This is a genomic window from Novipirellula caenicola (assembly GCF_039545035.1).
Lineage (GTDB): Bacteria > Planctomycetota > Planctomycetia > Pirellulales > Pirellulaceae > Novipirellula > Novipirellula caenicola.
In genome coordinates this window covers 658660-665536 of sequence record NZ_BAABRO010000003.1, presented here as the reverse complement: position 1 = coordinate 665536, position 6877 = coordinate 658660, and the positions used below count along the sequence as shown (strand labels likewise).

Sequence of the window (6877 nt, the reverse complement as noted above, 5' to 3'; positions counted from 1 at the left end):
TCGTGCGCGCGACCAATGGCTTCGCGCCGCCCAATCGATTCCGCTGAACATTGCCGATCGCCCGCACCGACGCTGTCTCCGAATCCAACGCGGAGTACAATGCTGCTGACGAGTACGAGTACCGCGACGCTGAGTACGAGCACGAGCACGAGCACGAGCACGACGAACAGCCAGAACCAAGAATTGCACCGAAGGACGCGGCGCAGTTGTTCTCCAAATCAATGTCCACCGCGCGTCCTCGGTGAATTCAAACGTTCACGCTGCTGACCGACGCCTAACGGCATCAGGTTGCGGAGCCGAGTTTTCGACTTCCTCCACTGTCTGCGTCAGCCCTACTCACGGGTACGCCTGAAGTTCTCCCCAGATAAGGGATCGTGATCTGTCCCCGCCCAAGCTCCCGATTTACCTACGCTGCATGTTTCTCCAAGGCATCCGCCGGGCTTCCGGTCGGTTTCGCAGTCAGCAGCCTGCTGCCATCTCATTGGTCGCTCCACAACGGGCCCAAATGGACGCAATGAACTCCGCTTCGCATCAATGACGGACCGATTAAGACTGTCGTTGACATCGTCGATCCAATCGCGAAGAAAGCCGGATTTACCCCCAACATCGGCAATCCAGCAGTTGAAATGGGCGATGCGGAAAAAGAGATGCAGGCGAAGATGGGCATCAACATGAGTTCAGTTGACCAAAAGATGTACACCCATCCCAATGGGGACACTTTGATGATCGCGAGAATGGACATGTCCAACGACGACATCGACATTAAAATGTTAACGGTACAACTAATGAACCCAAAGAAGATGTCCGAGTTTGGCGCGAAGGCACAGAAGCCATAGCCAACCCGGTTGGCGGGCTGGGAAGACGCCAGAACCGTCGCGTGCACCCGAGTGCGAGTGTGGGGCGGTCTTGAAGTTGAAAATCTTTCGCGGGTACCGTGTGACGCGTGACGTTATCCGACTTACCGGTGCTCCGATAACGTCGCTTTGCTTCCAATCAAATTGCTCTCGCAGCGTCAGCTTGATCGACACTACAATCACGATCTCGCACATCGCCTTTCTCGCTACCCGAGGACCAAATGTTATTTAATAGTGAACGCTTTCTCACGCTGCTAACGACAACACAACGAATTGGCCGATTTGCCATCGTTGGTGGTGGATTCCCAACTTTTGTCTGTTTGCTCAACCATTTCATGGACCATGGCAATATCTTCGCGAGCGTGACCGATAACGCTGGCGGCGGCGTTCCGATCCTTTTCTGGATCTTCGTGACGCTCATTGGGTTTGTGACCGAAACGGTTTCGTCCCGCATCGCGACCTGGAGTGCGCAATGCTCCTCTGGACGCGGCCAAGATGTTTCCAATTCTGCTGTAAACATCAGCTAACACAGGCGACGGATAACCAGTGAATTACACGCGAGTGGAGGCTTGATTAGGTGTTTGGGATTTGCTTTGACGACTGGGGTGGGATGAGGGCGATTCGAGCGGCGTGGTCTGCGTTAGCCCATGACTGGCGGACTTGCACCCCACAAGATCACGCCCATGCTGGGCGTACATGGACTAGGAGGCCGCGAAAGGATCTTGGGCAATGGTCCGCCCAACCCGCAGCCCCGGTCAACGCTTCAGTTATCCGCTTCAATTCGTGCGATACGCTTGGCTTCCGATTGGAATCGACACGTCGAACTTTCCGAGGTAGAATGACCTGCAAGGAGAATCGCGATGTCACACACTGCTGAACCCGCAAAAGCCGCAGCTAAAGCTATTCTTGATGCGCTCCCTGACGATGCATCATGGGACGACGTTCAGTACCACCTCTACGTGCGGCAGCAAATTGACGCGGGCTTAGAGGACGATGCAACTGGGCGGCTCATTGACACCGACGAGATGCGACGACGCCTAGTTGAACACAAAGCTCAACGCGGAAAGGTTGCTGGTTGAACGTTCGCTGAACGGAACGTGCTTCCAAGGATGCACTCGGAATCTACGATTATATCGCTGCCCAATCGGAAGCGTACGCCGATTCCGTTTACGCGCGGATTCTTGCGCGTCCCGATCAACTACAGCAATTCCCGGACTCTGGCTCGATAGTTCCCGAATACAACCGCCCTGACATTCGTGAACTATTCGTTCATTCCTTTCGTCTCGTCTATCGCATTGACGGTGACGAGGTGCGTGTGCTCACTGTAATTCACGGCAGTCGGCAATTGTCACCCGGGGTGCCAGATAGCGGATGAACCACGCGATCGGGATAGGGGCCGCACTACTGCAGCCCCTCCCACAACACCGGACATGCGGGTCCGCATCCGGCGGCCCAAGCACGAGTGCGTTAGCCCATGACTGGCGGACTTGCACCCCACAAGATCACGCCCATGCTGGGCGTACTGCACACGAAGCCGCCGACGGCGCGTATTTTGAAGCAACGATCACTCCGACGGCTCGGTGATCACTGCCGTTCCCCGATTGGAATTTAATATTCGATGAACTGGACTTAGCGGTCCAACGTGATCTAGCAGATAATGGCCGAGGATGTTTTTTGTGCTGCAAACGCAACGAATGTCGGATTACAAAACGGAGAGCTTGAGAAACGGGAACCACAGATGAACTCAGATTCACGCAGATGCGGCCGGAGGTCATCTGTGTTCGTCGGCGTCCATCTGTGGTTTCATTCGTTGCCAGTTTTTTGTGCTGTGAAGTTGGGTGTACAACGGGCAGGAAGTGCGAAGAACGAGGATTTGGATCGCGTTAATTGACTCGCTACAACTAACCGGCGGCCTGCGGCAAAACATCGAAAGAAGAAACGGGTCAGAAGAAGAAACGGGGTCAGGACTCTTTTTCGGCTCTGAGGCGACGGTTAGGCTGGTGGATAGCCTCGACCTAAACGTGCGGACGAGAAAAATGCGATTTACCATGCCTTGAATCGGGGCGATGAACGCCGGAGCATCTTTCGCAAAAACGCCGACGACGAGGCATTCGAAAACAGCTTGTCCGAGGGATTGCAACTCTATCTTTTTGCCCTCCGCTTAAACAGCGGAAGCTGGATTGATCCAATCGGATGCGTCGGATGACTCGATCACAGTTCTTCATTGATCTCGTTCATTAGACGAGTCACGTCCTTTTGAAACCGGATCATGGTCTTGCTAAATCGCAGGTAATCAACGCCAGGCCGCTCTGCAAATTTCTCGATTGCTTTGATTCGCTGTGACAGAGCATTGAAATCGCGAATGCTCATTTCAGAGAGGTAGGGACTGCTGCGGATCGTATTCAAATGCTGATCCATGTCCTGCTGCAGCAAAGCGATGGTGTTTTGGGTGCTCTTGCTTTGCAGTGCGGATCGAAGCAGACTCGCGGGTTCGGGCGGAATCAATTCGATTAAATCGGCGGAAGTACGAGCGGCCGTCACGCGGGCGGCCTGCTGTCGAATGACCCCCGGGACGTTCACATTCACCTCCAGAAGTCGTATTCCCGCAAGTGTGGCAAGACGCTTGAACACCACACGATTCTCATGCAACTGAGCGTTACGCCCCGCCTCTTTCGCGGACAGCTCACGCACGTTGTCGAGTGCCTTGGCCAAATCTTGTGCAGGGATTCCAAACGCGATCCCGTCCTCAGCATGTTGTCGTGATTTCTTCTTCAACGAGGCATCCAGTCGCGCGACGCCTTCGTGAATCAACTTTTCTCCTTCATCGGTCGCTTTCATGGCGATCACTCCAACGACCTGGTCTAGCTCGTTCAAAATGGGGCCACCACTGGAACCGGAATCAATGGAGGCATCGGTCTGCAAAAAATCAAATCCCTCGACACGCACCATTGACCGTATGGTTCCCTTCACCACCGCGTTTCTCAGCGTCACCCCTCCACCCAAAGTAGGGTTACCCCGCAACTGAACCGACTCGCCCAGTGGTACATAACCGTCGTAGGCAACCGCCAAGGGGACTCGCCTGGTTTGAAGTGATAGAATCGCGAGATCGCGATCGACATCCTCAAACAGAACGCCATGAACATTCACGAAATCCCGTTCCCCGGGGAAGAATACCTTTAGGTCGCCAGCCGGCGCATTTTCAATGACATGATGATTCGTCACCAATAGATTGGGAGCTGCAAGAAACCCAGTTCCGTGACCCAGTGGATGTTCGATTAAAGCAACCGAATCCGCCGGTGATGTTTTTCCGCGAGGCATGTAGCGGTGAAGTTCGGACTTGCTAATCGGTCGGTATTGCAACTGAGAGATGCGGTGGCTGCCGTGTACGGTCTCGAGAAAAAGTCGGTCGCTGGGAACTTTAAAATTGGGGTGCAGTGTTAGTCGAGATGGATCGCCAGTCCACTCCACGATCGTGTTACCGTCGCACGTGATACGTAGATGACTGTCGTGAACCGTGAAAACAATTTCGGAATCACGCCCCGTCGTAAGTACAGGCTTGCGGTAGAACGTCGAATTCGCCGGTTCGTTCTTTTCATCGATCCACGCTAATCCCGATCTCTTTGGCTTACCGTAATCAAAGATCGCAAGCACTTGATGTTGATTACCGATCACCAGACCCACGTTTAGCGATCCTGTTTCTATCAGTCGCTGTGTGACGAGCCTGAGTTGGTAGGGACCTGAAACCGCATGGGGGATCACAATTCTTGCTCGCGAGGAACCCAACGATGCAAGTCCGTTTGCGTCAAGCTCCCATTTTCCGGTTTGCGTGTCGGTGACAGGGTCGATCATCGACAGGAAGTCGACGGATTCTGCCAAGTCGTCCGGCACAATGCCCGGTTTCATTGTGTCGGACGATTGATGTTCAAGTAGCCAGGCTTGGACATAATCTCGGTCCGCCACACTGAGCATGCTAATTGCCAGTGTGACCACGCTGCGATCCGTTTTTTTTAATGTCACCTCCGAATCGTTAGCTTCGATCAGTTCGGCTTCCGCTCCAAATCTGCCGTCGCTGGTCGTCCAGGTGCGGAACTCCACAGCGGAACTGGATAGTTGAACAAACGACGAAAATGTCAGGAAGAGGAAGGCATGGAGTTGGGGAGTCGTCATCGTGTCAACTCGAATGGGAAAGATGGAGTCGCTAGATTGGAAGATTGAGCATCTATCCTGATGATACTCGATGATGCCAGCCCCATCTTAGCGAACGAATCAAGTGAACCGAAAAGGTGACAGGACGCTTTTCCGCCCCTGAGGCGACGGTTAGGATGGCGTGATGCCTTGCTTGAAACGCGTGGGCCAAGACGATACGGATTACGACGCCTTGAAGCGGCGAGATGGACGCCGGGACCATCATTCACAAAGACGCCGACGACGAGCATTCGAGAACACCTTGTCCGAGGGATTGCAACTCTATCCCTGCCGAATCCTGGCCTACCAATTGCTGCCCAATCATTGGCATATAGCAGTGCCCCAAGTGCACCGCTGCCAACGTTACTCTCACCGAGGTCAATCCAGCGTTCGCCGCACTGGCTTAAGTGAGTCAACGACACCCTCGACCTCGAATCCACCCTCCGCCCATCAATTCCGCGTCTATCCGGCTAGCCCCACCCTCCCGTAGTGGATCTTGCTAAAGATCCCGCCTCAGGACAACCGTCAACCACACTCAGCCGACCTCATTCAATGACGACTCCGCATCAGAGCAGATGCCCCCGCCGCGGACCTGAACGTAGATTGCACGGACAATTTGAACAGGAGCAAACAGAGGGAACAGAGCGACAAGTCGTCTCATCTCCGCTGCCTCCCTTTCCTCCTGTTCAATCATTTTCGGACGCGCCCGTTCCAGCCACCTCTCCCGAGCGCAGCACGGGAGAGGTCGGACGGGCCGTCAAGGCCTCGTCCGGGTGAGGGCCTGTCTCCAGCTCACTCGCACCGCCCCTCCACTCTGCGTCTATCCGGCTAACCCCACCCTCCCGTAGTGGATCTTGCTAAAGATCCCGCCCCAGGACAACCGTCAACCACACTCAGCCGACCTCATTCAATGACGACTCCGCATCAGAGCAAATGCCCCCGCCGCAGACCTGAACGTAGATTGCGCGGTCTTATTTGAACAGGAGCAAACAGAGGGAACAGAGCGACAAGTCGTCTCATCTCCGCTGCCTCCCTTTCCTCCTGTTCCATCATTTTCGGACGCGTCCGTTCCAGCCACCTCTCCCGAGCGCAGCACGGGAGAGGTCGGACGGGCCCTCAAGGCCTCGTCCGGGTGAGGGCCTGTCTCCAGCTCACTCGCACCGCCCATCAATGCCGCGTCTATCCGGCTTGTCCCACCCTCCCGTAGTGGATCTTGCTAAAGATCCCGCCCCAGGACAACCGTCAACCACACTCAGCCGACCTCATTTAATGACGACTCCGCATCACAGCAGATGTGCCCGTCGCAGACCTGAACGTAAATTGCGCGGTCTTATTTGAACAGGAGCAAACAGAGGAAACAGAGTTACAAGTCGTCTCATCTCCGCTGCCTCCCTTTCCTTCTGTTCAATCCTTTTCGGAGACGCCCGTTCCAGCCACCTCTCCCGAGCGCAGCACGGAAGAGGTCGGACGGGCCGTCGAGGCCTCGTCCGGGTGAGGGCCTGTCTCCGGCTCACTCGCACCGCCCATCAATTCCGCGTCTATCCGGCTAGCCTCACCCTCCCGTAGTGGATCTTGCTAAAGATCCCGCCCCACGACAAACGGCACACACTCCCATCCAAACTTATGCGATCTCCGTCAACCCGCTTCACAGCAGGCACGATCCGCAATCCATGCGTTAGCCGCGAGGAAGAACGAGGAAAACGTGTCAAGACTCTTCCTCGGCCCTGACACCTTTTTGACACCATCGGTCCTTGACTCCTTTGTTCAGCTCACTTTTGTTCAGTTCAGGAGTCGGCGGCATCCACACCGCCGCGTTCACCGAAAGCGATTTCGATTGG

General features: G+C 55.0%; 4 protein-coding genes and 1 pseudogene. 4 read left to right on the top strand and 1 reads right to left on the bottom strand.

The window, feature by feature from the left end:
- The first annotated feature begins 671 nt into the window (after window positions 1-671).
- The 4 genes and pseudogenes from ABEA92_RS09770 to ABEA92_RS09755 form a co-directional block, all read left to right on the top strand.
- Window positions 672-836, top strand: a complete 165-nt coding sequence (locus tag ABEA92_RS09770) for a hypothetical protein (protein WP_345683632.1) — start codon at window positions 672-674, stop codon at window positions 834-836.
- 239 nt (window positions 837-1075) lie between these two features.
- A complete protein-coding gene (locus tag ABEA92_RS09765) occupies window positions 1076-1381 on the top strand; it encodes a hypothetical protein (RefSeq protein WP_345683631.1) in 306 nt (101 codons plus the stop codon).
- A gap of 333 nt (window positions 1382-1714) precedes the next feature.
- Entirely contained in the window at window positions 1715-1933 is a 219-nt protein-coding gene (locus tag ABEA92_RS09760) for a hypothetical protein (protein WP_345683630.1), read from the top strand.
- A 23-nt stretch (window positions 1934-1956) separates the two neighbouring features.
- Window positions 1957-2229: pseudogene (locus tag ABEA92_RS09755) on the top strand (type II toxin-antitoxin system RelE/ParE family toxin); the annotation flags it as partial.
- 836 nt (window positions 2230-3065) lie between these two features.
- Here the strand turns inward: ABEA92_RS09755 and ABEA92_RS09750 are convergent.
- Entirely contained in the window at window positions 3066-5021 is a 1956-nt protein-coding gene (locus tag ABEA92_RS09750; protein WP_345683629.1) for a trypsin-like peptidase domain-containing protein, read from the bottom strand.
- Between the last annotated feature and the right edge of the window lie 1856 nt (window positions 5022-6877).

Bases quoted from the DNA above. Each gene is read 5' to 3' on its own strand.
- ABEA92_RS09750 (WP_345683629.1), bottom strand. From the start codon at position 5,021: ATGACGACTCCCCAACTCCATGCCTTCCTCTTCCTGACATTTTCGTCG.
- ABEA92_RS09760 (WP_345683630.1), top strand. From the start codon at position 1,715: ATGTCACACACTGCTGAACCCGCAAAAGCCGCAGCTAAAGCTATTCTT.
- ABEA92_RS09765 (WP_345683631.1), top strand. From the start codon at position 1,076: ATGTTATTTAATAGTGAACGCTTTCTCACGCTGCTAACGACAACACAA.
- ABEA92_RS09770 (WP_345683632.1), top strand. From the start codon at position 672: ATGAGTTCAGTTGACCAAAAGATGTACACCCATCCCAATGGGGACACT.